Here is a 24048-nt window from a genome sequence, read left to right on the forward strand (position 1 = left end):
AGTAGTACCTTTTGATGACGCTCGGAGAATCAACGACAGTGAGGTGGCAAGAGATGGTGGAAAATCACGGACGACGAGCCCTAGTGATCGGGGCTGGTGTGATCGGGCTAACGACGGCGTTGTCCCTGCGGAGGCGAGGCTGGAACGTTACGGTGGTCGCCGAGAGTTTCGCTCCGGAAGTCACCTCGACCGCTGCCGGGGCGGTCTGGGAGTGGCCCCCCTCGGTATGTGGACGTCATCATGACGAGATCCTGCTGGAGAAATCCAAGGCATGGGCCATGGCCTCCTACGAGCAATTCCAGGCGCTGGCCGCACGGCCCCAGGAAACCGGAGTGTTCATCCGGCCAGCTGTCTTCTACTTCCGTTACCCGATCGCCTCCCGCCCGGCTGAGTTAGCGAAGATGCATGATATCGCTCGCCACGTCCCCGGTTTTGTTCACGATCCGGCGCTGGCGGACGTTGGCGGAGTGAGCCCTGAGGCTGGTGTGCAGGACGCTTATTCCTACCTCGCCCCGGTGGTGGACACCGAAAAGTACATGTCCTGGCTACAAGGGGAAGCCCTGAATGCCGGCTGTCGACTGGTCCCCCACAGGGTCTCGGACGACCTGCGTGAACACGAGCAGGAGCTCCGGGAAAAGTTCGGCGTGGAGGTGATTGTGAACTGCTCTGGACTAGGCTCCATCGAGCTAGCCGGCGACACCGCCTTGTCGCCCCACCGCGGAGCGCTGATCCGCGTCCGCAACGACGGGACGAAGATGCCGCGGATCACCAGCGTTCACGCTGTGGCCAACGACGCGGACACGGATGAGCAGGACATGATCTTTATTGTCCCAAAGGGAGAGGACCGGCTGCTGCTGGGGGGGCTGGTGGAGCCAGACGAGTGGGGCCTCGACATTGACTTGGATAACTATCAGCCGGTCCGGGACATGCTCCGTCGCTGCATCGATTTCTTCCCGGTGCTTGCCCAGGCGGAGATTGATGAGTTCGAACCGGTGCGCGCCGGGTTGCGCCCCTTCCGAACTCACAGCATTCGGCTGGAAGCCGAACCGGGCAGCCGCATCGTCCACAACTATGGCCACGGCGGGGCCGGAGTAACTCTTTCCTGGGGTTGCGCCGAGGACGCCACGCGGCTGGTAGAGCAGCTCGCTGGTGAGTCACTCGAGGTCGCTTGACAGCTGTGGTCGCCGCAGGTGCGGGGGCGGCGGAGAACTTCACGAGTTCGAGGTTTCGAAGCTCTGCATACTACGCAGGCTCCCCACAGGGGTAGCGGCACCGTAAGGGCCGGTGCGTGCTCTACGACTCCCGGGGGTCCCGCTCCTCCTGTCCCAAGTGTCAAGGGACAGGAGGAGCTTCTTTTGTGCGGACAATCGATCTCTTCGTGTGCGGACAGGTGATGTCCCTGCCCGCGGACGGAGGATCTACCAGTTCGGATGGAAGGTGGTGTTAGGGAAAATTCTGAGCCCCGAACCTCGTCGCCGTAACCGCCGCCGGCTCCGCTGTTTACAGTACGGCCGCGAGCTGAGGGCACCCGGATAACGGGTACCTGATTCCCATGAGGGCCTCACTTGCCGGGGTAGACGGAAGCGGATGGCCTCCCGACCCTGGCTGCCAGGGTCACAAACGGCAAGGACCTTTTGCCTCTCCTTGGTCTTCCGGGCACAACAAAGGGCGCGCCCCGTTCGCTGGGCGCGCCCTTCGTGTCGGCCTGGTCAGTCCTTCTTGAAAGCGTCCTTGACCTTCTCGCCGGTCTGGACTGTTTGCATGATCAGGAGTGCTGGGGCTTGGCATTCGAATCGTTCCTTTGCTGTTGGGTGTCCTGGACCGTGGCTTGTCCGGTCATCAGCTCCGGCCTGGACTGGTCTTGCCGGTGCTTGTGGGAGACGGTGATGAGGATGGCTGACAGTGTGCAGGCGAGGAGCAGGATGAGCCCGGCAAGGTGTTGGTCGGCGGCGGCGGATGGCTCCCACGTGCGTCCAAGACCTGCGAACCATTCCTGTTCAATTCCTGCAGGGTTGAGAAACCGGAGACCTGTCACTCCAATGCCTGCAGATGTTGTAGCGAGAGCAGCAAACCTGTGTTTCGCGGATCCTGGTGATTCAGTGCCGGGCTGGAGGGCCCTCGCGAAGAGAATGCCCGCGGCGAGGAAAAGTACCAGGCTGGCTTCGTGGGCCAGGTGTTCGCGGAGGCTCAAATCAAATGCAGATGTCAGATAGAACAGGACGGTCAAGGATCCCAGCGTCAGTCCGGAAAGCAGCGGCCCCGGGCGGGCGGCCATGCGTGCGAGCCACAAAGCGCCTTCTCTCGGTCCGATGCTGGAGTCGTTCCGTTCCGGCAGTACCGTCAGGGCGAGCTTCAAGGGCCGTGCATTGATTAGCAGCCACGGAATCGGCAGGGCCATGGTCATTGTTCCGGCAACATGGGCGCTGAGCAGGACAGGGCCGTACACGGCGGGAGGGCCGGAGGTGATAAAGGTCAGCAGTATCAGGGCGCTGAACCAGCTGAGCAGGTGGCGCTTTGGCCAGACGGCTCGGGTACGCGCGTATGCCCGCCCGTAGAACAGCGCCGCGAGGAGTGCTGCGGTGATCCAGAGCCAGTCTGGCCGCCATTGGATGAACCACGCGCTGGCGTCCGGTTCGGGAGGCAGCAGGTATCCGGTGAGGATTTGGGCCGGGGTTGCTTCCGGGTCCGGTTCCAGAGGCACAGGTGAGGGGCTGCGGGCCAGGGCGACCGCGAGGCCCATGACGGCGCCCATGATGAGCAGTTCCACCGCAAGGACCCGCCACAGCAGCCGGGGCAGGAGGCCGGGAACAGCCAGTGCGGGAATGACCCGGTACCGGTGAATGAGGCCCAACAGCCCGAGGAACAGGGTTGCAGCCGTCTTGGACAGGAGCAGAGCACCGTAGGCGGAGAGCAGCCCGTCGATACTGCCGAGCCGGTAGAGGGCACTGGCGGTTCCCGCGGTCACCACCAGGGCAAAACTGAGGCCGGCGAGGACGGAAAAGCGCCGGAGGACGGTTTGTGCTGCGGCATGGCCTGGTCCCGGGCGGATGAGAGCGGGGATGGCGGCGGCCAGTGCAATGATTCCTCCGACCCATAGGGTTCCTGCCGCAACGTGAAGGCCGAGGGCGTTGCTGGCACCGATGTGGTCAGCGCTGCCTGCGGCGTGGCCTATCGCTGCGGTGGCGGGGATGATGCTTGAAAGCGCGAGCACGGCGGTAGCCAGGAGCATGCCTGCCGAGGTCACGGCGACGACCAGGATACTGACCAGGACGGCGATGATCAGGATCGCCAGCCGGGCCCGGCCCGCGGCGACGTCGGTGACGAACAGTCCGAGCTGGTTGGTGAAGTCGGCGTCCCCGCTCAGGGGCTGGCCTGCGATGTCGGCATACGTCAGCAGGAGAACCGCCGTCGCGGCCAGCACCCACACGCCGGCCGCACCGGCTGCTACTCTCAGGGTCGCCCTGATTGCAGGATTCTCCTGGGCGCCTTGGTTTCTGGGCAGGATAGTGGCCGCGAAGATCAGAGCGCCGGCGACGGCGGCCAATGCGAGGTGATGCAGGGCAAGAACCGGTGGCAGGCCCCAGCGCACGATTGCCCCGGGGTCCGACAGCAAACGTTCCTGGCCTGCGCCGGAGTAGGACACACCGGCCAGGGCCGTCAGGACGGCCGCGGCTAGACCGCCTGCAGTCCACGCCGCTGTCACCGGGCCGGGAGGCCTCTTGCGCAACGCCACCTTCATTCCTTCCATTCTTTCCGTACCTTCCGGGCGAGTGCATTTCTCCGGTGCCGCCGGTCAGGGCCCGACCCGCATGGGAAGGGGCCTGCACGCGCGCAGAGGCCCGACAGCCGTCGGGTCTTGGGGGCCGGGAAGGGCCACTGCGTGCCGGCATGAACAGAACCGGAAAGAGTCGCTGCCGGAGGCCTTGTTAAAGCCAGGCTGAGGGATCGACCGTCTGGCCGTTAACAATGACTTCGAAGTGAAGGTGGCAGCCGGTGGAGTTTCCGGTTGTGCCGGCAATCCCGATCCGCACCCCGGTTTCAACGGCCTGGTTTATCCGTACACCGATCGTTTCGAGGTGGTTGTAGGTGGTTTGGAGGCCGTTCCCATGGTCGATGACAATACGGTTGCCGCCGCCGTAAGGGCTGAATCCGGCTTCGATGACAGTCCCCTTGCCGGCGCTTAAGACTTCCGTGCCGCAGCCGGCGGCGAAATCCTGGCCCGTGTGCAGTTCACCACCCAAGCCGGTCAGGGGATTGGCCCTGTATCCGAACGGTGAATTGGTCACCGGATTTAGTACGGGGGAGCTGAGCCTGGCTCCCGCCGGTGGAACCCGCTGTCCGGAAGTCTGCGCTTTGGATGCCTCTACCGCTTGGGGGGATGGGGCTTCTGCGGCAGGCGTCTCCTTCGGCGCAACGGCGGGCCCCGGGTTGGCGGGGACCGGGGGCGCCGGGCTGGTGGTCACCTCCGTACGACCGAAGTCCAGCTGCGCATCGGCTGCGGCAGTCACGGGCGCAGATGCAGTCAGCGCTGAACTTCCTGCTGCCTGCAGTTCGGTGCCGGTGGAGGCCTGCGGGGCGACCGCGTGTGCGGAGGCCAGGGACGCTGTCAGGGCCACGCCGGAGGCGATGACTGCCAGCGCGGCCTTGCGTCCGCGGTGGCGTGATGACCCGTCAGCGGACGGGTCAGTACGGCGCCTGCCCTGAAGTGGGGGCGCGGCGCGGCGCCGCCCACTGGCGGGCCTTGCCGTTGCTGGCGGGTGTGCACCGGGCACAGGGGAGTACCCCGCAGGGGTGTGGATGTTCACAAAATGTCCTTCTGCCGGCGCCTGCGGGGTTAGCTGTCGGATTCGGGTCAGGAACAATAACCCGGCCCCTGTCCGCGTGCACCTTGATGGCTGCACAGCGGTTCAGGGGCTTCACCCCAAGACGGCCGAAGGGCCGTCGTTGATGGGTTCCCCACCTCTGCCAGGTGAACTTGAATGGGCCCGGCAGCTGGCAGAGTTCGACGCGCCGCCCGGGAAACACCCTCTTGATGGCATTTCCTCACCAGTATTGACCTTCCACTATGGAGGAAGGTCAATACTGGGACGAGCCTGATCACCAATCACCCGCTCCCACCCCGTATGGCCGAGCGTTGAAAGGAACGACTGTGTCATCTACTTCCAAGGGCCAGAACAGCCGGACAGGGCTGCTGGCCGTGGGCGGCTTTGTCCTGCTGCATGTGCTGTGCTGCGGGCTGCCGCTGCTGATTGCGGCCGGAGCACTGGGTGCGGCCGGCTCATTCCTGGGTAATCCGTGGGTCATCCTTGGCGCTGTGGCCCTGGCTGCGGTTGTACTGCTCTGGGCGCTCCGGCGCCGCCGGCCGGGTGCGTCGGGTGGGATGAATGACTGCTGCGCACCCGCCGCTGCCTCCGCGTCTAACCAGGATCGCAACGCAGGCAGGGCCTCGCAGCCCACCGGCGGCCGGTGATCGAGAGTCACCCTGGCAACAGGGCCGGGGGTCGGGCGCCGTGGAGGTGGCCTTCATGGCGGAGTTTCCTGGCACTGCTGCTTGCCGGTGCCGCAGCCGTAACCCTGTTCGTGTCGTTCATGCCGTCCTATGCACCGCAGACGGACCACGGGGAGGGGCCGGCGGCAGCAGCCGGGTTTACCGCTGCGACAAGCCAGGGGGAACAGGTGCCGGTGCCGGGATCGAAGCCGAGCGTGCTCTTTTTCTTCTCCATTGAGTGCGGCGCCTGCGGACCGGGAACCCGGATGCTCGCCGAGGTCCAGCGAAGTTCTCCTGCTGCCGTGAACTATGTTGCCGTGGACATCGCGCCCTACGAAACGGCCGACGAAATCAAGGAATTCCTGGCCGGGAACGGGGCGTCATCCCTGGCCTTTGCCTCTGATACCGATACACGGCTCATTACCGCCTACGGGATAAACCAGGTAAGCACCGCTGTGGTCCTGGACGCCGCCGGCACGGAGGTCTTCCGGGCGGTGGAGCCAGACGCTGCTGAACTGCGCACGGCACTGGCCGCGGCGGGAGCCGACTAGGCGAAGCGCTTCACCCACGGGCGGTCAGATGTAACTGCAGATTTGTTCAGCGTCGCAGCGCTGAGGGTCGGCCGCCTCGGCGGTGGCATATTGTTCGGCCACGGTCACCCGCAGCGCGGTGAGTTCTGCGATTTTCCGGTCCAGGTCCTGCAGTTGTTTCCCCAGGACGTCCCGTACGTGGGTGCACGGCGTGATGCCGTCATCGCGGATCCGCAGAATGCCCTGGATCTGCGCCAGGGTCAGGCCGGCGATCTGGCTGCGGCGGATGAATTCGAGGCGGCTGAGAGTGTCGTGCGAGTAATCGCGGTAGCCGTTCGCGGAGCGCTCCGCCGGCGGGAGCAGGCCCCGGTCCTCATAGAACCTGATCGTCTTCGTTGTCATGCCGACAGCGTCAGCAGCTTCACCGATTCGCATTCCGGGTCCCTAATTTCGTTCCGAACACGCACATAACCCTTCCATCGTACTGGAACGTTCCGCGTGGGCACCGGCAAACCACCAGGTCCCGTCGCCAGCTTGACCTTCCCCCGCAGTGGAATGTCGATGATGGGTTGAGACGGAATACTGGCTGTCCGGTTTTCGCGTTCGGTCTCCTGTCGGGACCCCGGACAAGAGCCGGACATAGGAAGGATGATCATGTCAATAAAAGCGAAGGGCCGGGAGCGCCCGGGCCTGGTGCTTGCGGCGGGGGCCCTGTTGTCCTCCCTTGGTGTTGTGATGGTTGCGCTGGTGTGCTGCGGGATACCGGTTCTTGCAGGTGCAACCAGTGTTTTCGCCGCAGCCGCGCCGATAGCAGGCAACCTCTGGATCATTGCCGCCGCAGCCCTTACCGCGGCGGTCCTGCTCACGCAGGCGCAACGCCGGAACGGCTCGGAGCAGTCCCGGCCAGGCGCTCCTGCTAGGGATGCGGGGTTGCGGGCATGACGGGGGTTTTGGGTCTGGCGTTTCTGACCGGGATGCTGGCCACGGTGAATCCTTGCGGTTTCGCGATGCTGCCAACCTATCTGGCGTACTTCATTGGTTCCGGCCCCGGTGCGGGACGGCGGCCGCTGCTTGCCGGTCTTCGGGCCGGGGTTACCCTCAGCGCCGGTTTCGCCGCTGTCTTTGTGACGGCCGGCCTGCTCGCCGCTGTGGGTCTGCGGTCGGTTGCGTCGGCGCTGCCCTGGGCGGCGGCGTTGATCGGAGCGGTTATTGTGGTTGCCGGCCTTGGCATGGTGTTCGGTTTGCAGTTGCCCGGGACGAAGTTGAACCTGCCCCGGTTTCTTAAAACGGACGGTACCGGTTCAGGGCTCAGGGCGGTCTTTGGCTACGGGGTGGCGTATGCGGTGGCTGCACTCTCCTGCAGCCTGGCCCTGCTGCTCGCTGTCGTCGCCCAAGCCGTGTCCACCGGGAGCCTGGCCGGGCTGCTGGCGGTCTTCGCCGCCTACGCCCTGGGCTCCTCGGTGGTGCTGGTCCTTTTGTCCCTCGGTGCAGCGGTGGCGCGGGACGCCCTGGCACGCCACGTACGAAGGCTCCTGCCTTTTGTTAACCGTCTCGGCGGAGCCGCGCTCATCCTTGCGGGCATCTACCTGCTGCTCTACTGGGTGCCGGCCCTGTCAGGCGGCCAGGCCGGGGGGATCATGAGCGGGGCAGTCACCGAAGCCAGCACAGCGCTGTCCGGTTTCATCTCCGGCAACTGGCCGATCATCACCCTCACCGCGGTGGCCGCCGTCCTCACCGCCGTCGCCCTGTCCCTGCGGCGCCGCCGGGACAGCAAGGCACGAGACAACAGCGAACCCGCGGAGGGGGCTGAGAGCAGCGACAGCCCCGAATCGTGCTGCGGCCCGGAACCCCTTCTTCCCGACACGGCGCCAGGGCGCAACAACCAGCAAGGAAACCCATGACAACGACCAGAAACAACCGGCGCATCTTCACCATTACTGCCGTCATAGCCGCCGCGGCGCTCATCCTGATCCTTTCCCTCACAGCACTGAACCGCGGGAGCGAAACCGCCCCGGCCGCCGGGCCAGCGGGCGGAAACACTGTGGACAGGATCGAGATCACGTCCGTAGACGGAAAGGCCCTCACCGTCCCCTCCACCCGCCCGACAGTGCTGTTCTTCATGGCGAGCTGGTGCTATACCTGCGTTCCGCAGGCAAAAGCAATGAAGGAAATGGAACAGGAATATGCCGACAAGGCCGACTTCGTAGCCGTGGACGTGACGCCGGAGAACACAAAAACCCAGGTGGACCAGTTCCGTGAACTGGCCGGTATTCCCGGTTACCCCTTCGTTGTCGACCAGACCGGAGAGCTCACCCAAAAGTACGCGGTCACATCCCTGGACAGCACCGTCGTCGTCGCACCTGACGGCGACATCCTGGCCCGGGCCGACTCCCGGCCCATGAAGGCCGATGCCCTGAGGGAATTTCTTAACACAGCCCTTCCGTAGCAACACCCGACTCGTCGCTCCCGCTCTTGACCTTCCTGTGCAGGGGAAGGTGCAGACTGGGGACAGCACGCATCAGAAGAACACCCCCGGGTGTTCATCCAAGACTTGATGGAGGATTCATGCCTGAGGCAGCACCGGATTTTGATTTGGCCGTGATCGGTTCCGGAGGCGGCGCCTTCGCCGCCGCCATCCGTGCCACCAAGCTGGGCAAGCGGGTCGTGATGATCGAACGCTCCACGGTAGGCGGGACCTGCGTGAACACCGGGTGCATTCCCTCCAAAGCCCTGCTGGCCGCCGCAGAAGCCCGCCATGTCGCCGTGGATGCTACCGGAAGGTTCCCCGGAATCAGCACCACGGCGGCCCCCGTGGACATGAGGGCACTCATTGATGGGAAACGGTCCCTGGTCGAAGGAATGCGTTCGGATAAATACGTGGATCTGGCCGCCGACTACGGGTGGGACCTGCGTCAGGGGACCGCGGTTTTCGCCGGCACCCCGGAGGAACCGGTCCTGGAAGTCACCGGACCTGACGGCGCACGCGACTCCCTGACCGCCGCCCATTATCTGGTCGCGACCGGTTCGGCCCCGTGGGCACCCCCGGTGCCGGGACTGGACGAGGTTAACTACCTGACCTCGACTACTGCCATGGAACTGGATGAGGTGCCCGAGTCCCTGATCATCTTCGGCGGCGGGTACGTGGCCCTGGAACAGGCGCAGCTCTTTGCCCGCCTCGGATCGAAAGTGACCCTGCTGGTCCGCTCCCGGCTCGCCTCCCAGGAGGAACCGGAAGCCTCCCGTGCCCTGATGGGCGTCTTCGCCGACGAGGGCATCCGCGTGGTCCGCCGCGCAGCCGTGACATCGGTCCGAACAGATCCGACCACCGCACAAATCATTGCGACCGCCACGGTCGCCGGGGGCCAGGAAGAATTCCGCGCCGCGAAGCTGCTGGTAGCCACCGGCCGCCGCGCCGTCACCGACGGACTGAACCTTGACGCAGTCGGCGTCAAAACCGGCGACACCGGCCAGATCCTGGTTGAAAACACCCTGGCCAGCTCCAACCCGAGGATCTGGGCCGCAGGGGACGTGACCGGGCACCGCGAATTCGTCTACGTCGCGTCCGCCCACGGGACTTTGATGGTGGAGAACGCCTTTAACAACGCCGGCCGCGAGGTCGACTACCGGCACCTGCCCCGCGTGACGTTCACCAGCCCCGCCCTGGCAGCGGTCGGCATGACCGACAAGGAAGCCAACGAGGCGGGCATCCGGTGTGAATGCCGGGTCCTGCCCCTGGAATACGTTCCCCGGGCACTGGTGAACCGGGACACCCGCGGCTTCATCAAAATCGTCGCCGATAACAGCACCGGCCGCATCGTCGGGATCACCGCCGTCGGCAAGGAAGCCGGTGACCTGGCCGCCGCCGGGGTGTACATCCTCGAGGCAGGAATGACCGTGGACCAAGTCGCAAACCTCTGGTCCCCGTACCTGACCATGGCCGAAGGGATCAAAATCGCCGCACAGTCCTTCACCACCGACGTCTCCAAACTCTCCTGCTGCGCCTCCTGACCCGCGCCAGCTCCAGCTCAGCCCCATCTGAAGGAATCAACGATGATGAACAACGTCAGCCAGGTCACCGACCGCCTCGCCTCCTCCGAAACCGGCATCCAGCCCTGGCTGTGGCTGCCGCTGCTGAAACTCCTCGCACTGGGCGAGCCTGTGGACGCAGCTGACCTTGCCGCGGCCACGGGCCGCCCCGCCGAGGACGTCCGCACAGCCCTTGAAGGAATGCCCGACGCCGAGTACGACGGATCAGGCCGGATCGTCGGTATGGGTTTGACCCAGCGCGCCACCCGGCACCGCTTCGAGGTGGACGGCGAACAGCTCTACACCTGGTGCGCGCTGGACACCCTGATCTTTCCCACCCTGCTGGGCACCTCCGCACGGATCGAATCCGCCTACGACTCTGCCAGCACCCCCGTGCGCCTGCGCGCCGGCAGCTCCGGGGTTACCGGTGTTGAGCCGGCCACCGCGGTGGTGTCCCTGATCAACCCGGACGACATTAGTTCTGTCCGCACCTCCTTCTGCAACCAGGTCCACTTCTTCGCCTCACCGGAAGAAGCCGAGCCCTGGCTCAAGGACCACCCCGAGGGCACCGTGATCCCCGTGGACGACGCCTACCGGCTCGCTTCTGACCTGGCCGGAAAAATGCTCGCCCAGACCGAAGCGCAGGAAACCGGAAACCCGGGGAACCGGGTCCACAGCTGCAGCTGCTGACACCAGGAGACCCTAAGGCAGCACAGTGCGGGCCGAAAAGACGTTTGAGGAGCAGAACCCGAAGGATCAAGCCATCTGAAGGAGATCAGCGTGAACGAACATTTCGATGTAGCCGTGCTTGGTATGGGACCCGGCGGGGAGGTCGCTGCGGACCGCCTGCTGAAAGCAGGGAAGAAAGTAGTCATCTTTGAGCGGGAACTGATCGGCGGGGAGTGCGCCTACTGGGCCTGCATCCCATCCAAAACGGTCCTGCGGCCGCCCGAAGCACGCATAGAGGTAGAAAAAGCCGCCGGGGTCAGCGGCGCCGAATTGGACTGGGACGAAACGGCCAAATACCGGGACTACATGATCCGGAACCTGGACGACAAAGCCCAGGTGGACGGTTACGCGAAGCAGGGGGCCGAGGTGATCAAGGAAGAGGCACGGCTCACCGGGCCGGGCCGGATCCGCGCGGGAGACCGCGACATCACGGCCGAACACCTCATCATCGCAACCGGGTCAGACGCGGTAATACCTCCCCTGGAGGGCATCGAAGAGATTACTGCATGGACCAACCGGGAGACCTACACCGCCTCAACCCTGCCGGAACGGGCGGTGATCATCGGCGGCAGCGCGGTCGGGGTTGAAACTGCGACATTCCTGGCACGCTTCGGCGTCAAAGTCACCCTCGTCCACCGCGGACAGCGCCTGATCGACCGCGAAGATCCCCGCGTCGGGGAACTGGCCCACACATACCTTCAGGAAACCGGCGTCGACGTCCGCCTCGGCGCAACCGCTGCCCGCGCCCGGCGCGAGGGCGCCGAAAGCATCATCGAACTCCAGAAAGCAGACGGCGAAGACGGCGGGGAAGTCGCGGCCGACGTCGTAATCTTCGGCACCGGCCGAACACCGCGCACCAAAGGCCTCGGCTTTGAACATTCCGGGATCACGCTGGGGGACCGCGGTGAAGTACTGGTCGATGAACACTGCCGCGCCGCGGAAAACACCTGGGCCATCGGCGACGTCACAGGCATCATGCCCTTCACCCACGTAGCCAAATACCAAGGCAGGATCGCCGCCGACGCCATTCTCGACCGGCCCCGCCCCGCCACCTATGACGGCATACCGCGCGTAGTGTTCGCCGACCCCGAAATCGCCGCCGCCGGACTGACCGCCCACCAGGCACAACAACGCGGCCTCAAGGTTGCCGCGGCCGAACTCGACCTGACCAAAGCCATCGCCCGGCCCTGGACCTACGAGAAAGATCCCCGCGGACACCTGGGCCTGCTGGCCGACGCCGACCGGAAAATCCTCATCGGAGCCTGGGCAATCGGGCCGATGGCCGGTGAATGGATCCACCACGCCTCCCTGGCCATCCGGGCGCAAATACCCCTCGACACCCTCCTGGACCAGGTCGCACAATTCCCCACCTACCACGAGGCCTACCACGCGGCATTGGAAAAACTGGACCTCTAACTTCCCCATCCAAGGGAAGGGAAATGTTGTGGGACAACAGGGTCGAACAGTCGGCGGCCTACCGGGCGTAGACCGGCGCAGTGGCGCCAGCGGACGGCGCGGCTGCTATGTGCGCGAACCCAGGGTCCCGGAGCCGGTCCGGCGGACCAGGGCTGCCGGGGGCCTTCCGGTGACCGGTGAAAGTGTTTTTCCTGACTTCGGGGCTTTGGCCCCGATCGGTGACGGTCTCTCAGCTGCCCTAATCGGACCCCGACGGGGCGATTGAATTTTTTGTCCGCTGCGTTTTGATGCCCCGGAGTTCGTGTTTCTGCTGCTTGACCGCTGACGTGGAGGCCGGCTGCGGGTAGGCCCCTCAGCCCCCGGGCGAACCCTTTTCCTGCAGCCGCCGCCATGGTCCGGTCAGCGCCGTCCTGAACCTGGAATGAGCCGGGCCGCGACAAAGGCACGGCTGACGTGGCCCCCGCCCGAATCAGGCCAGGAAATCCTTTCGCTGCTCGATGGAAGGAACGGAAGGCCCGTTTACCATCGCCATGTTCTGGCTGGTCGAAGCCCTCACCTGGCCGGGCGGGGCAGGCAGGCCAAAAAACTCTTCGAGGACCTGCTGGCCTGGGCGCTGACATGGGAATCTTCGCCCGAAGAGATTGATCCGCGCACCGGCGCGCAACTGGGAAAAACCCCTCAGGCTTTCAACCATGTCGGCCAAAGGCGGCACGGCAAGCGCGCGGGCAGCCGCCCACGTCAGGGCGGTGCCATTGAATTCGGACAGAATACCTGGGACGAACTCAACGTGATCGAACCCGGCGGCAACTACGGCTGGCCCGACGTTGAAGGTATCGCCGGGGAGGGCCGATTCATCGACCCCGTGCAGCAATGGGGCCCCGCAGAAGCAAGCCCCAGCGGCATCGCCGTCCACAATCAAATGATCTACATCGCCAACCTCCGCGGCCAGCGCCTGCGGGAAGTCCCCTTGACCGACGTGTCGACCGCCGTCGAGCGGTTCGTCGGCCAGTACGGGCGCCTGCGGGACGTTACAGTCGCCCCCGATGGGTCGCTCTGGATACTTACCAACAACACCGACGGCCGCGGAAACCCCTCGGCAGACGATGACCGGATAGTGCGCTTTCCCCTTACCTGACACTGACTGGACCTCTTGTCCTCGCCGCTGCCCGGCGCGAGGGCAGGCACGGGAACGCCGGGTCCCCCAGGAATTAGGCTCCGTTGTCTTGCTCTGACCCGTGTCCGTGGCCAATCGCGAAGAAGTTGACGATTCCTCTGCCGATCCCCCCTGCAGGGAAAATTGTTTTTTCATGTGTTGCGCAAAATCTTCCAGGGCTGTTTGAAGGATCCGGCCGTTGAGCCGGAGTTCCTCATTGGGCGAGTCTTAGCCTTTGCACTGAGTGCCAGGGCGTAGGGGAGAGAAGCGGCCAAGGAGATGCGGGCGTCGGTTTCGCGGAAGTAGTAGGTTTCAGTGTTTTGGGATATATGGACTCGGGCTTGGACGATACTGCCGGTGATGTCCTCGAGAACCCCGCTGCCGGCTGGTACTTCCATGTGATCGAGGTTTTCGGCGTATGCGTTGTCTTGCAGCAGGTTTGTCCGCCTGGCGAGCGTTCGCCGGCGACCGAGGGTGGGATAGATCTGGTTGAACCAGGACAGCGCTGCGGTCAGAAGTGCCAAGCCGGTCAGGGCCTGAACGGGGGAGAGGAGACGGACCCAGGCTGTGACGGGTACAACGTCGCCGTAACCGAGGGTCGCAAAGTGACCAGAGAGATGTAGAGGGCGCGCTGCCGTTCAGTGGAATCGGATAACCTTCCATCCGGATGTAATATTTTCGTTTGGGAGGCATGATGAAAATTGGTGAACTTGCCGGCATGGCAGGCGTGAATCCCAAGACGATTCGCTACTACGAATCGATTGGGGTGCTGCCCGAGCCTGCTCGTACCGCGTCGGGCTACCGCGATTACGACGGGTCATTCCTGGACAGGCTGACCTTTATCCGCTCCGCCCAGACCCTTGGCGTCACCCTGGATGAAATCAGGGAAATCCTGCTCTTCAGTGAGCGCGGTGAGGCTCCGTGCTCCTACGTCCGCGGTGTTCTCACCAGTCAGCTGGAAGGAATCGGCAGCCGTATCCGCGAGTTGGAGTTGCTGCGGGATCAATTGACGGAAATCGTCTCCGAGGCGGCCCGGCTTTCCCCTGAGGTTCAGGGCTGCACATGCCGGTTGATCGAGCACGTGCGGCTGAAGGCCGGTCCCGCCCCGGTAACGCCCTAGAGCGGATGGCTTAGGCTGAGGCCATCTGCCGGCAGGCTTCGGCGGCCGCGCGGCACGCTTCTGCGCATTCGTTCATACCGGTGCGTTCGCATTCCTGGGCGCAGCGTTCACAGGCGTCGGCGCATACCCGGCACATCTCGTCGGTGAAATCACTGCCCCGGGCGATGAGCGGAATGCAAACCCCGCAGAGCTCTGCGCAGTCCGAACAAAGCTGAATGCAGCTGGCCAGATCCTTGTCGCCCTGGCCGGCGCAGTCCCGGGCGCAGGCAGTGCATCTGGCCAGACAGTCGCCGAGGGTGTTGATGAGCTGCCGGGTCTGGTCCTCGATGAGCGGCATGTGATGTCCTTTCCATCCTGGTTGTTTCCGGCGGATGCCGGTTCTCCCACCCTGAACCTTCCCGCCGCTGGAAGGTCAACCCCTGTCGGGTTCCCACTTGACCTTCCATTCGAGTGGAAGGTTTACCTTTTAATGAACTAGGAAAACCAAGGTTCCTCGGCACCGGCAAGGAGCCGCGCAGCGCCCGGCGGGGCGGGAACCCCGATGGATAGGGTTTGGGTGAGCACGATGGCGGAGAACGTGACATTGACTGTTCAGGGCATGACGTGCACGGGCTGCGAGCAGCGGCTCGGCATCGCCCTGCGGCGTCTTGACGGTGTGAGCGAGGCACACGCCGATTACCGCACGGGTGAACTCAGGGTGCGGTTTGACCCGGCGGTGACGACCCGCGGCGCTGTTATTGAGCGGGTGCAGACGGCCGGCTACGACGTCGAAGGCAGCGGCGGGCCAGCGCAATGAGTATTGATACCGAAACCCCGAACGATGAACTGTGGGCGGAGGAGCCCAGCCATCTGGCAGGCCATGCGAGGATCCGCGCCCGAATAGCTGGCCTGCACTGCTCCCTGTGCACGGGAACGATCGAGAAGGCGCTGGGCCGCCAGGCGGGCGTGGACCAGGTCGCGGTGAGCCTCACCCATGAGCAGGCGCTGATTGATTACGACCCGGAACTGATTCAGCCCCAGCAAATCCTGGGGACCCTGCGGGACATCGGCTACGACCTGTACGATCCGCGGAAGTTGCGCCCGTTCGAGGACGAGGAAGCCGACCTGATCCGCGAAGGCAGGAGGCTGCTCGCCTCCGTGGCGGCCAGCCTGACCGCGATCGCGCTGATTCTGGAGGTCTCCGGGATCTGGTCCGTTCTGATTCCTGCCTCCGTGGTGGTACTCATGGTCCCGGTGGCCTACGCGATCCTGCTGCCGGCAGGGAAGACCCGCGCGGCCCTCGGTGCGCTGGCCCTCATCGCGCCCGCCGCTTTGGCCTGGTCCGGCCGGGAAACCAGCATCATCATCGAACCCGGGACCGCCTGGGCAACCGGGGCGCTGGCTGTGGCCGTGGTGTTCGGCGTTGCCCCGCATATCCTGCGCATGGCCTACCAGGCCGCACGGCGGCGGATCCTGAACCAACACGTCCTGCTGGAGATCGGAGCCTTCGCCGGCATCGCCGGCGGCATCATCGGACTGACCGGGGTATTTCCCAACTACCCGACCGCGCCGTTCTTCGCGGTGACCGTGCTGGTGGCCAACTACCACATCTTCTCCGAATGGCTCTCCCTGCTGGTCAAGACCCGCTCCAGCCAGGCGGTGCGGAAACTGCTCGAACTGCAGCCAGACACCGCCCACGTGGTCCGGGAGGGCCGTGAGGAAGAGATCCTCGTCGAGAGGGTGAGAACCGGCGATACCGTGCGGATCCGGCCGGGTGAGAGGGTTCCGGTCGACGGACGGGTTATTGAGGGATTCTCCACCCTTGATCTGTCCCTCGTCACCGGAGAGCCTGTCCCCGCGGAGCGTTCACCCGGTGATGAGGTCATCGGCGGTTCCATCAACGGCGCCGGGTCCCTCCTCGTGGAAGTTACCCGCACCGGGGCCGACAGCTTCCTGGCCCAGGTCGTGCGGCATGTCGAGGACGCACGGGCCCTCAAACCCGGGATCCTGCATCTGGTGGACCGGGTGCTGCGCGTCTACACCCCCACCGTACTCATCGTCGCCGCCATCGCACTGCTCGGCTGGCTGGCCGGAAGCTGGGCCCTGGCCGGGGAACCCGACGTCCGCCGGGCCGTGTTCGCCGGCCTCGGGGTACTGGTAATGGGCTACCCGTGCGCGGTCGGCATAGCCGCACCGCTGGCAATCGTCCGCGCCGCCGGCGAGGCGGCGGACCAGGGCATCATCATGCGCACCGGCGAAGCCTTCCAGACCTTCGGACAGGTACGCACGATCGTGCTGGATAAAACCGGAACCCTCACCGAGGGCCGCCCCACCGTGCGGGAAATCCGGGCCCTTGACGACGAGGCGGAACTGCTGATCCTGGCTGCCGCCGCGGAAAGCCCCTCTGAGCACCCGCTCGCCCGGGCCGTCGTGATCGCGGCGGAACAGCGCCGACTCCCCGTACCTGCCGCAGGCGACTTTGAATCCATCACCGGGTTCGGTGTCACCGCCCGCATAAACGGACGGCCGGTCATCGTCGGACGGCCGCAATTCCTTCAGGACAAGGGAGTGGATACCGCACCGCTGGCCGCTGCCGTCCACGAACTCGAGGGCATTGGCCGGACGGTGATCGCGGTCGCCGTGGACGGGCAACTGCAGGGCATCATTGCCCTGGGCGATGACATCCGTCCGGATGCCATCGAGGCGGTCAGAGCCATGAAGGAAGCGGGCATCCGCCCGGTGCTGGCGACCGGCGACAACGCCCGGGCAGCCGCCCACGTCGGGGCGGAGGTTGGCATCAAGGACCTTCACGCCGGTATTCTCCCCGAGCAGAAAGCCGCACTGGTCCGCGAACTGCAGGCCGACGGCACCCGCATAGCGATGGTCGGCGACGGCATCAACGACGCCCCCGCGCTGATGCAGGCCGACGTCGGCATCGCCATGGGCGGCGGAACGGACATCGCGGTCGAATCCTCCGACGTCGTGATTGTCCGCAACGATCTGCGGTTAATCCTGGCCGCGCAGGAGAACAGCCGAACCAGCTACCGGAGGACCCGCCAGAATGTTGCCCTGGCGTTCCTGTTCAACGGCATCGGGATCCCCGCCGCGGCAACCGGGCTGGTCTACCCCGTCTGGGCCATGGCCGCCATGGCCCTGTCAGTCACCACGATTTTCATCAACAGCCTCGGCGGCCGCCCCTCCCTGCTGTTCCAAGCCATCGGCAGCGTCGGACGCACCCACAGCGACGACTAAATCACCACCAGACCCACTCAGGCGCCGTACTGCTCCACTGTCCCAGCAAGAACCGGGACGGTGGGGTTTGCATGAAAGCGCTGAAAGAAACACCCATGATTGCTCTCCCTCTTCTCAATCACGGGCACATCAATGCGGCTGGCCCGCCCGCCCCGGGCTTATCCTGCTGGATTTCCGGCAGGCTTCCTGCGCCCCGTGCCGGGCACTGGAAACCCGGGTGGAACAATTCGCCCGACGCCGCCCCGGTGCGTTCACCGGATACCGCATCGACATCGACACGGACCCGGGCACAGCGACCACATACGATGTCCAATCCATCCCGACCCTCATCTGCTCAAGGATGGACAGGAAACAGGGAGGCTCGACGGACTCATCCACGACGCAGACCTGGAAGCAACTCGACCACACCTCGCACGACAGCAGCCGATAAACGCCCCAGACAAGGAACCCCACCTCCAGGCCCCCGATCCTGTTGCTGGAGCATCGCCCACTGACACACCCACCTGGCCGGTCAACGATCGAAAACCTGCAAACGCATCGGACAGCCCTTCTGGAAGGATCAGCGCATGGCCACCAACACCTCGTTGGCTTCACTGCTCAAACAACGCCCCTATCAGGCGTTGTGGACGGCACGGACCATTTCCCAATGGGGGGATGCATTCAACACGGTGGCCCTGGTCTTGTTGGTCTACTCCCTCACCGGTTCCGGACTCGGAGTTTCCGGGGTGGTGATCGCCGAAATCATCCCGGTCCTGCTCCTGGCTCCACTGGCCGGGGCTCTGGTCGACAGGCTGCCACGGGTGAAAGTCATGATCGCCGCTGACCTGATCAGGGCCGGGTTCGCCTTTGCCTTGCCCTTTGTGGACAGCAACGTCTTCAACGTCTACTTCATCGCCGTCGGCCTCTCCGCCGCAGCTGTATTTTTCAACCCGGCGGGACAATCGGTCCTGCCCTCCATCGTTCGGGAACGGGACCTGGTCGCCGCGAACAGCGGGATCTGGACCGCCGCCGTTATCTCCCAGATTGTGCTGGCACCCCTGGCCGGCGTGGTGGTGGCTGTCTTCGGCTATGACTGGGCGTTCTGGATCAACGCCGCAAGTTACCTGGCCTCAGCCGCCGCCCTGGTGAGATTGAAAGTTCCGGCCCAGCCCGCACGAACGCGGCGGTCCTCCTGGTACCGGGACGCCTGCGAAGGCCTCATTGAACTAGCAGGGCACCGGCTGCTACGTGCGCTGGCAGCCACCCAGTTCCTGGCCGCCCTATCAGCCGGAGCAACCGGCGCCCTGCTCGTGGTCCTGGCACAAGACCACCTCCGCCTTGAGGAAAGCAGCTTCGGGCTACTCATCGGAGCCATCGGCGTCGGCGCAGCCATTGGACCCTTCATCGTGTCCAGAATCACCGACAACCCCCGGCGCCCGGGCTTTGTGCTGGGACCATTTGTCCTGCGCGGACTGGTCGATGCTGTCCTCGCAACTATCACGGGACTGGTTTCGGCCATGGCCGCCCTGGTCGTCTATGGATTGGGAACCTCCACCGGAGCGGTCACCTTCAACTCGCTTCTACAAGCGGAGATACCCGAGAAGCTCCGCGGGCGTATCTTCGCTACCTTCGACATGCTCTGGCAATCCGGGCGGCTCATTTCGCTGCTGCTCGGGGGTGTCGCGGCTGACCTCTTCGGCATCAGAGCCGTCTTCTACCTCGGCGGAGCCCTACTGATTGCCGCCGCCTGGACCGGTTGGCGCGGCCTCAAAAATGGAGCCGAGGCCGATTGAGAAGCGCAGCTCCACAAAAGCGTTCCGGTTCCTTGGAAGTGGAATGCCTCGACGTTTTCTCTCACCCGTCTCGGTCCGAGTGGGTTGAACTGGACGGACAGCGTGACTATCGCTTCCCGGGTTTATCTGTGAACTGCAACCAACTCGCCTATCCGAAACGCCAAGAACCCGCTGACAGGAGTCGCAGCGTGACTGGCCAAGGCCCTAAGGGAGCCAGACCACGCAGCATGGGAGTTCTCGCAGCACTTCTACTCCCGTGGGTTAAGGGCCGACAATGGACCGTCCGTCAACCTGCCTCTGCCGGACAAGTCTGTGCTTTCCGATCACGCTGCCGGAGCTGGGCGCGCCTTTGATCCGTCCATGGCTGGGGTCAATTCAGGTTATCCACAGTTGGAAATGGGAGCCCTTGGGTAGCTCCGTTGGCAACGGTAGCGGTGGATAACTTATGAGAATTGTCCCCGGCTGTGGGCGACGGCAACGAATCCTTCGCGATAAGAGCGAAGAGCCGATAATCGACCTTATGTAAGGTAGTTAGTTGAAGCTTCAACTAACTACCTCTTCTCAGCCTACACGGCTGGCTCTCCTGCGGCCACGCGGACATCGCAGGGGGCCGGCGAAACGTCAGCGCTGCCACCTCCGGGTGCTTCCGCCCGGAAGGTCATGGACTTAGGCGAGGTTCTAGCGGGGGAAGCCGCCACCAGTTCCAAACCGGCCCGCTGACGTTATGTCAGGCTCCACACGTCGAGAACCGGCACTCCGGTGCTGACAGCCGTCCCGGAGGATTGTCCTAGCCCTCGCACTCGATGCAGTAGGAGTGGCCGTTGCTTTCGCGTGCCAGTTGGGACCGGTGCCGGACCAGGAAGCAAGAGGAGCAGGTGAACTCGTCCTTGCCCTGCGGGATGACCTGAACAATGAGTTCCTCGGAGACAATTTCTCCACCGGGAGTCAGGCCTTCATCGAGGGCATCGGTTTCGTCCAGCTCGGTGACGACACTGCGGGCATCCGGGGCGCTGGCGGACTTCAGCGCCTCCAAGGAACTGTCTTGTGATTCCTTAACGTCGGAACGGACTTCGTCGTAATCGGCTGCCACGTTGGGTGCTTCTCGTTTCTGGTGTTCTGTTTCTCTTTGGACGAGACTGCAACGCACATTACTGTGCCGTTGTTCCCACGTCCGATCCCGGATGCCCGTCAGCAGACCAATAAGCGCATCCGTGAGGCGGCCAGCACCACTCCCCTGCCGCGACGTGCGGGTCTTCGAGACCGGTGTCTGCACGGCACGCCCGCGCGTGGCGAAGCTCCGGCCACATAGCGGCTGACCGGAGCTTCACTTCAGTGTCCGATCTCAACCTGAGAAACCGCTGGGAAGCGGCAGGAGACCCGGCCCGCACCAACCGCTGGGAATCGAGGCAAAGGCCTCCCCGAAACCAGTGAGAGCAAGGCTTGACGTGCGTCAGGGTGGCCCTGAAACTCAAATGCACACACGTTGAGGTTTGGAGGCGGCAATGGCGGGTCAGCGCATCGGGTACGTGCGGGTCAGCACCCTGGACCAGAACGAGAAGCGCCAACTCGAAGGCCAGGTACTGGACCGAATCTTCACGGATAAGGCATCCGGCAGGGACACTGCGCGGCCGCAGCTCACAGAACTGCTGCGGTTCGCCCGCGACGGGGACACCGTCGTTGTGCACAGCATGGACCGGCTCGCCCGGAACCTTGATGACCTGCGTGCCCTTGTCCAGGGACTCACCCGACGAGGGGTACGCGTCGAGTTCATCAAAGAACAGCTCGTCTTTACCGGCGAAGACTCCCCCATGGCCAACCTCATGCTCTCCGTCATGGGCGCTTTTGCTGAATTCGAGCGGTCTCTCATCAGAGAACGTCAAAGGGAAGGCATCGCCCTGGCCAAGCAGCGCGGCGCCTATAAAGGCCGGAAAAGGACCCTCACACCGGAACGAGCAGATGAGCTGGTCCAGCGGGCGGGCAGCGGCGTTTCGAAAGTCGTTCTTGCCCATGATTATGGGATTAGCAGGGAGACGGTCTACCAGTACCTCCGCCACGCCAAACAGGAATGAACCCCGCCGGCCAGCCCATTGGCTGGTTCGCCGCAGAGCTTCCCGCTTCGCGATGCGGAATCAATTGCTGTCTTTCTGTGCGATGCCCTGCCTATGTCAGATTCGCCCTTCTCACAAGACTCAGCGGCCGTTATTCATAGCCTTCAAAGATGAACTTCTGCTTCCCGATTAGGATTGGAACCGATTGGCGGGACAGCCAAGTAGATCCGTGGCGGCTGCTATCATTGGACGCCGCAAGGGGGATGGCGTGAGCGAATATTCAAGTGCACTGGTGGGCTTTGCGGTTCTAAGAGCCAACTACAATGCCGAAGCGCCAAGCTATATTGACAACTTCCGAGGCTTTGTTCTCGGCGTTCTTGCTGAGAATGAACCGAAACCACTCACACGCGAGACGGTCGCATCCCAAATTAATGACAGTTTCGGCATTCGCATTCCAGACCTAGTTGTCGGCAAGATTCTCAAGAGAGCAAAGCACACCAAGCACATCGATGGGGATGCGACCGGATACGTCCTCACGGAGCTGGGGCTAAGGACCGCGCCGGCAGTCCGAGGCTTGCGAGACAAGTATCTGCGACAGCAACGGGATCTCGAGGACCGATTCCTAAAATTTGTAGACTCCGAATTTCCGGAACATCGAGACATCTTGGCCACTTCTGTAGCCGAAGAATTGAGTAAATATCTCGAACGCCATGCCGTTCCTCTGATAGCTAGCTCCGTCAAAGGAAAAGGTTTCACACGACCACATGCAGACCACCAGTCCCCCGGTTTTGACTATGTGATCGCTCGCTTCGTTGCTCACCTCCATGAACGTGACGACATCGGGTTCTCGTATATAGAGGAGTCTGCCAAGGGAGCCATTCTTGCAGCTGTCGTCACGCTAGACACGTCGTCCTTCAGAAACTCTCTTGGGTCCCTCTCGATCTACCTCGACACGCCAGTACTGATCGACCTGCTCGGTTATTCCGGCTCTGCATCTATGCGCGCAACAAGTCAGCTGATCGAACTTGCGCAGGCTCAGGGAGCCTCCTTGCGTGTCTTCGAGCATTCTTTACGGGAAGTAGACGGAGTCCTGCAGAGCGCCGAAAACTATTCGCGGAACGCGGGACGACGGGAGGCGCGTCCGATTGATCTTCACTTTCAGGAGCAAGGGTGGAATGCAGCCGATATCGTTATCGCTCGTCAGTCTGTGCCCGATGCAATTAAGGCCCTTGGCGTAGAAACGTCAACGAAGCCCGATAACTATCGCCAATATGGTCTGGATGAAGAAAAGCTTGAGAAGTCGCTCCAGGACGTGGTCCATTACAAGTCGGAAAATACACGTCGATATGACGTCGAAAGCATCTCAGCCATCCATCGCCTTAGAAAGGGGAGCTCGCGAGGAACCCTTGACCGCTGCGGGGCTGTTCTGCTGACGGACAACACCGAATTGGTCCGGGCTGTTCAGCTTTTGGAAGACGAACGTCACGACTGGCCGCTAGCCATGACAGATTCCGCTTTGGCTGGCATTCTTTGGGCACGAAGCCCTGCGGTAGCAACAGAGCTTCCTCGACACATGGTGCTTGCCGCGGCATATGCTGGGATGCAGCCAGACCCACACCTGTGGTCGCGGTACGTCGATGAGGTCGGAGTTCTAGAGGGGCGAGGCGGCGTCAGCGCCGACGATGCCATCGTCCTTCGTTCCACGACGGTTGGCCGTAACGCTCTTATGGAAGAAACGCTCGGCATTGACGCTGAAATGACTTCAGAATCGCCTCTCGCTGTGCTTGAACGCATCCGTAGCGAAATTAAGGAGCCGGTCCTTGAACAGCTCCGAGCGCGTCAGAATAGTGAAGCTTCGGCCACGACCTCAGCCGACAACGCTGCCGCCGCATGGATTAAGACCAGTGAAGAAGTCGAGCGTCTCGCTGGCGAACTTCAAAAACAAAAGGAGACCAACGAGAATCTCCAAGTGGAATTGAAGAATAGTCGCCAGCACGAGTCGGAGCGCCGCAGCGCACTCAAGACGCACGCTGCTCGTCGTGCCAAGTTCCTCACCAATTTGCTCCTGTGGTGCGTCGCCGGACCCTTGATCGTTTTGGTTGCCCTCAAACTAATCGATCCTCCCTGGCTCGGGGACGTCCCGGAATGGCTGAACTGGGCGATTGTTATTGCCGCCGTGGTTACGGCCGTCCTGGCCATACTTGACTCGCTGGGGCAGGGCACTGTCACCCAATGGCTCTCACCGGTGGAACGAAAGCTAGCATCCCGAATCGAATCCAAGGAGCTTAAGAAGGTCTCGCACCACCCGACGCCGGGTGAAGGTGAAATGGTCTCGTCCAAGCGTTGAGGCGAGGATGTCTCCTAGCCAAGCTGGGTGCAGTCCTCTTTTCGTGCAGTTCTGCCTGCCCTACACCATCCAACTGCTTAGAAGGACTAACAGCTCGGTTGAAGATGGAATCAAGTACTTCTGTGGCCAAGCTGCCATCGCAGCACGCGTGACGAGTCAATTGAGGCAAGATTTTTCCTGCTCCGAGT

21 protein-coding genes, 2 pseudogenes and 1 riboswitch are annotated in these 24048 nt (G+C 63.5%); of the genes and pseudogenes, 17 read left to right on the top strand and 6 right to left on the bottom strand.

The window, feature by feature from the left end; translation table 11 throughout:
- The first annotated feature begins 53 nt into the window (after positions 1-53).
- Positions 54-1172, top strand: coding sequence for an FAD-dependent oxidoreductase (locus tag FHJ30_RS03155; protein WP_139027820.1), 1119 nt, complete (start codon positions 54-56; stop codon positions 1170-1172).
- A 593-nt stretch (positions 1173-1765) separates the two neighbouring features.
- Here FHJ30_RS03155 and FHJ30_RS03160 read toward each other — a convergent pair.
- Together FHJ30_RS03160 and FHJ30_RS21580 are read right to left on the bottom strand one after the other, a co-directional pair.
- Entirely contained in the window at positions 1766-3748 is a 1983-nt protein-coding gene (locus tag FHJ30_RS03160; protein WP_240793561.1) for a cytochrome c oxidase assembly protein, read from the bottom strand.
- Between the two features lie 178 nt (positions 3749-3926).
- The gene (locus FHJ30_RS21580; protein WP_240793562.1) at positions 3927-4805 is read right to left on the bottom strand and encodes a M23 family metallopeptidase; all 879 of its coding nucleotides are present in this window, start codon (positions 4803-4805) and stop codon (positions 3927-3929) included.
- Positions 4806-4808: 3 nt separating this feature from the next.
- Positions 4809-5001: riboswitch (cyclic di-AMP (ydaO/yuaA leader) on the bottom strand.
- 148 nt (positions 5002-5149) lie between these two features.
- Between FHJ30_RS21580 and FHJ30_RS03170 the strand changes: the two genes are divergently transcribed.
- Both FHJ30_RS03170 and FHJ30_RS03175 read left to right on the top strand, forming a co-directional pair.
- On the top strand, positions 5150-5470 hold the full coding sequence (locus tag FHJ30_RS03170) for a hypothetical protein (protein ID WP_139027821.1): 321 nt from the start codon (positions 5150-5152) through the stop codon (positions 5468-5470).
- A 119-nt stretch (positions 5471-5589) separates the two neighbouring features.
- Positions 5590-6039 carry a thioredoxin-like domain-containing protein gene (locus tag FHJ30_RS03175; RefSeq protein WP_205677030.1) on the top strand — a complete coding sequence of 150 codons (450 nt, stop codon included), beginning with the start codon at positions 5590-5592 and terminating at the stop codon, positions 6037-6039.
- A 24-nt stretch (positions 6040-6063) separates the two neighbouring features.
- Here FHJ30_RS03175 and FHJ30_RS03180 read toward each other — a convergent pair whose 3' ends face one another.
- Complete coding sequence (locus FHJ30_RS03180; RefSeq protein ID WP_139027822.1) at positions 6064-6453, bottom strand: heavy metal-responsive transcriptional regulator; 390 nt, start codon at positions 6451-6453, stop codon at positions 6064-6066.
- 219 nt (positions 6454-6672) lie between these two features.
- Here FHJ30_RS03180 and FHJ30_RS03185 point away from each other — a divergent pair, with 219 nt between their 5' ends.
- The 7 genes and pseudogenes from FHJ30_RS03185 to FHJ30_RS21585 form a co-directional block, all read left to right on the top strand.
- A complete protein-coding gene (locus FHJ30_RS03185; protein ID WP_205677031.1) occupies positions 6673-6960 on the top strand; it encodes a hypothetical protein in 288 nt (95 codons plus the stop codon).
- Between the two features lie 65 nt (positions 6961-7025).
- On the top strand, positions 7026-7919 hold the full coding sequence (locus FHJ30_RS03190; protein ID WP_240793563.1) for a cytochrome c biogenesis protein CcdA: 894 nt from the start codon (positions 7026-7028) through the stop codon (positions 7917-7919).
- Entirely contained in the window at positions 7916-8464 is a 549-nt protein-coding gene (locus FHJ30_RS03195; RefSeq protein WP_139027824.1) for a TlpA disulfide reductase family protein, read from the top strand. The genes FHJ30_RS03190 and FHJ30_RS03195 overlap by 4 nt, the downstream gene beginning before the upstream one ends.
- A gap of 119 nt (positions 8465-8583) precedes the next feature.
- A complete protein-coding gene (gene merA / locus FHJ30_RS03200) occupies positions 8584-10026 on the top strand; it encodes a mercury(II) reductase (protein ID WP_139027825.1) in 1443 nt (480 codons plus the stop codon).
- 42 nt (positions 10027-10068) lie between these two features.
- Positions 10069-10734 (top strand): organomercurial lyase MerB, encoded by a 666-nt coding sequence (gene merB / locus FHJ30_RS03205; RefSeq protein ID WP_139027826.1) that lies wholly within the window; start codon positions 10069-10071, stop codon positions 10732-10734.
- A gap of 90 nt (positions 10735-10824) precedes the next feature.
- On the top strand, positions 10825-12189 hold the full coding sequence (locus FHJ30_RS03210; protein WP_139027827.1) for an NAD(P)/FAD-dependent oxidoreductase: 1365 nt from the start codon (positions 10825-10827) through the stop codon (positions 12187-12189).
- A gap of 748 nt (positions 12190-12937) precedes the next feature.
- Positions 12938-13324 (top strand): annotated as a pseudogene (locus tag FHJ30_RS21585) (PQQ-dependent sugar dehydrogenase); the annotation flags it as partial.
- A gap of 170 nt (positions 13325-13494) precedes the next feature.
- On the opposite strand, the pseudogene FHJ30_RS03220 reads toward FHJ30_RS21585, so the two are convergent.
- Positions 13495-13935, bottom strand: a pseudogene (locus tag FHJ30_RS03220) (potassium channel family protein); the annotation flags it as partial.
- Positions 13936-14033: 98 nt separating this feature from the next.
- Between FHJ30_RS03220 and FHJ30_RS03225 the strand changes: the two are divergent.
- A complete protein-coding gene (locus FHJ30_RS03225) occupies positions 14034-14462 on the top strand; it encodes a heavy metal-responsive transcriptional regulator (protein WP_139027830.1) in 429 nt (142 codons plus the stop codon).
- Positions 14463-14472: 10 nt separating this feature from the next.
- On the opposite strand, the gene FHJ30_RS03230 is transcribed toward FHJ30_RS03225, so the two are convergent.
- Complete coding sequence (locus tag FHJ30_RS03230; protein ID WP_139027831.1) at positions 14473-14799, bottom strand: four-helix bundle copper-binding protein; 327 nt, start codon at positions 14797-14799, stop codon at positions 14473-14475.
- 240 nt (positions 14800-15039) lie between these two features.
- On the opposite strand from FHJ30_RS03230, the gene FHJ30_RS03235 reads away from it, so the two are divergent.
- The 4 genes from FHJ30_RS03235 to FHJ30_RS03250 all read left to right on the top strand — a co-directional run bounded on the left by FHJ30_RS03235 (position 15040) and on the right by FHJ30_RS03250 (position 19465).
- Positions 15040-15258 carry a heavy-metal-associated domain-containing protein gene (locus FHJ30_RS03235; RefSeq protein WP_205677032.1) on the top strand — a complete coding sequence of 73 codons (219 nt, stop codon included), beginning with the start codon at positions 15040-15042 and terminating at the stop codon, positions 15256-15258.
- Entirely contained in the window at positions 15255-17693 is a 2439-nt protein-coding gene (locus FHJ30_RS03240) for a cation-translocating P-type ATPase (RefSeq protein ID WP_139027832.1), read from the top strand. The genes FHJ30_RS03235 and FHJ30_RS03240 overlap by 4 nt, the downstream gene beginning before the upstream one ends.
- Positions 17694-17760: 67 nt before the next feature.
- Positions 17761-18123 carry a thioredoxin domain-containing protein gene (locus tag FHJ30_RS21960; RefSeq protein ID WP_171058899.1) on the top strand — a complete coding sequence of 121 codons (363 nt, stop codon included), beginning with the start codon at positions 17761-17763 and terminating at the stop codon, positions 18121-18123.
- A 136-nt stretch (positions 18124-18259) separates the two neighbouring features.
- Positions 18260-19465 carry an MFS transporter gene (locus FHJ30_RS03250; RefSeq protein ID WP_139027834.1) on the top strand — a complete coding sequence of 402 codons (1206 nt, stop codon included), beginning with the start codon at positions 18260-18262 and terminating at the stop codon, positions 19463-19465.
- Between the two features lie 787 nt (positions 19466-20252).
- Here FHJ30_RS03250 and FHJ30_RS03255 read toward each other — a convergent pair.
- A complete protein-coding gene (locus FHJ30_RS03255) occupies positions 20253-20555 on the bottom strand; it encodes a DUF4193 domain-containing protein (RefSeq protein WP_139027835.1) in 303 nt (100 codons plus the stop codon).
- A gap of 412 nt (positions 20556-20967) precedes the next feature.
- On the opposite strand from FHJ30_RS03255, the gene FHJ30_RS03260 reads away from it, so the two are divergent.
- Entirely contained in the window at positions 20968-21534 is a 567-nt protein-coding gene (locus tag FHJ30_RS03260; protein WP_139027836.1) for a recombinase family protein, read from the top strand.
- A 247-nt stretch (positions 21535-21781) separates the two neighbouring features.
- Positions 21782-23860: a hypothetical protein gene (locus tag FHJ30_RS03265; protein WP_139027837.1), complete on the top strand. Its 2079-nt coding sequence runs from the start codon at positions 21782-21784 to the stop codon at positions 23858-23860.
- Positions 23861-24048: the final 188 nt, after the last annotated feature.

Source organism: Arthrobacter sp. BB-1 (assembly GCF_006151685.1).
GTDB lineage: Bacteria > Actinomycetota > Actinomycetes > Actinomycetales > Micrococcaceae > Arthrobacter.

What these genes read in the sequence shown, in the direction of transcription:
- FHJ30_RS03175 (WP_205677030.1), top strand. Translation starts at nt 5,590, where the DNA reads ATGCCGTCCTATGCACCGCAGACGGACCACGGGGAGGGGCCGGCGGCA.
- FHJ30_RS03225 (WP_139027830.1), top strand. Translation starts at nt 14,034, where the DNA reads ATGATGAAAATTGGTGAACTTGCCGGCATGGCAGGCGTGAATCCCAAG.
- FHJ30_RS03160 (WP_240793561.1), bottom strand. Translation starts at nt 3,748, where the DNA reads ATGGAAGGAATGAAGGTGGCGTTGCGCAAGAGGCCTCCCGGCCCGGTG.
- FHJ30_RS03260 (WP_139027836.1), top strand. Translation starts at nt 20,968, where the DNA reads ATGGCGGGTCAGCGCATCGGGTACGTGCGGGTCAGCACCCTGGACCAG.
- merB (WP_139027826.1), top strand. Translation starts at nt 10,069, where the DNA reads ATGATGAACAACGTCAGCCAGGTCACCGACCGCCTCGCCTCCTCCGAA.
- FHJ30_RS03180 (WP_139027822.1), bottom strand. Translation starts at nt 6,453, where the DNA reads ATGCGAATCGGTGAAGCTGCTGACGCTGTCGGCATGACAACGAAGACG.
- FHJ30_RS03240 (WP_139027832.1), top strand. Translation starts at nt 15,255, where the DNA reads ATGAGTATTGATACCGAAACCCCGAACGATGAACTGTGGGCGGAGGAG.
- FHJ30_RS03250 (WP_139027834.1), top strand. Translation starts at nt 18,260, where the DNA reads ATGGCCACCAACACCTCGTTGGCTTCACTGCTCAAACAACGCCCCTAT.
- FHJ30_RS03155 (WP_139027820.1), top strand. Translation starts at nt 54, where the DNA reads ATGGTGGAAAATCACGGACGACGAGCCCTAGTGATCGGGGCTGGTGTG.
- FHJ30_RS03195 (WP_139027824.1), top strand. Translation starts at nt 7,916, where the DNA reads ATGACAACGACCAGAAACAACCGGCGCATCTTCACCATTACTGCCGTC.
- merA (WP_139027825.1), top strand. Translation starts at nt 8,584, where the DNA reads ATGCCTGAGGCAGCACCGGATTTTGATTTGGCCGTGATCGGTTCCGGA.
- FHJ30_RS03190 (WP_240793563.1), top strand. Translation starts at nt 7,026, where the DNA reads ATGCTGCCAACCTATCTGGCGTACTTCATTGGTTCCGGCCCCGGTGCG.
- FHJ30_RS03230 (WP_139027831.1), bottom strand. Translation starts at nt 14,799, where the DNA reads ATGCCGCTCATCGAGGACCAGACCCGGCAGCTCATCAACACCCTCGGC.
- FHJ30_RS03185 (WP_205677031.1), top strand. Translation starts at nt 6,673, where the DNA reads ATGTCAATAAAAGCGAAGGGCCGGGAGCGCCCGGGCCTGGTGCTTGCG.